Below are 235 nucleotides of genomic sequence, written 5' to 3' on the forward strand. Positions count from 1 at the left end.
CCGGCATTTATATAATACCTTAGGATTATTTCCTGAAGAATTTGAACGTGTTGATTTTCAGAAAGAATACTTCGAAAATACAGAAGCTCTGGATGCCTTTGTTGCAACATGTGATGTTATTGTGCATTTAGCTGCAATGAACCGCCACGAAAATGCAGAAGTTATCTACGAAACGAATGTTAGGCTAGCCCAAAATCTTGTTGATGCTTTAAAGAGAACCAACTCCAAAGCACAT

Annotated in this window: 1 protein-coding gene; it reads left to right on the top strand. The window is 37.4% G+C overall.

All coding sequences use genetic code 11. The features are described 5' to 3' along the window. Positions 1-235: NAD-dependent epimerase/dehydratase family protein (locus SB679_RS26295; protein ID WP_410705369.1), on the top strand; the 235-nt coding region annotated here is incomplete at both ends.

This window comes from Chryseobacterium sp. SIMBA_029 (assembly GCF_046535275.1).
GTDB lineage: Bacteria > Bacteroidota > Bacteroidia > Flavobacteriales > Weeksellaceae > Chryseobacterium.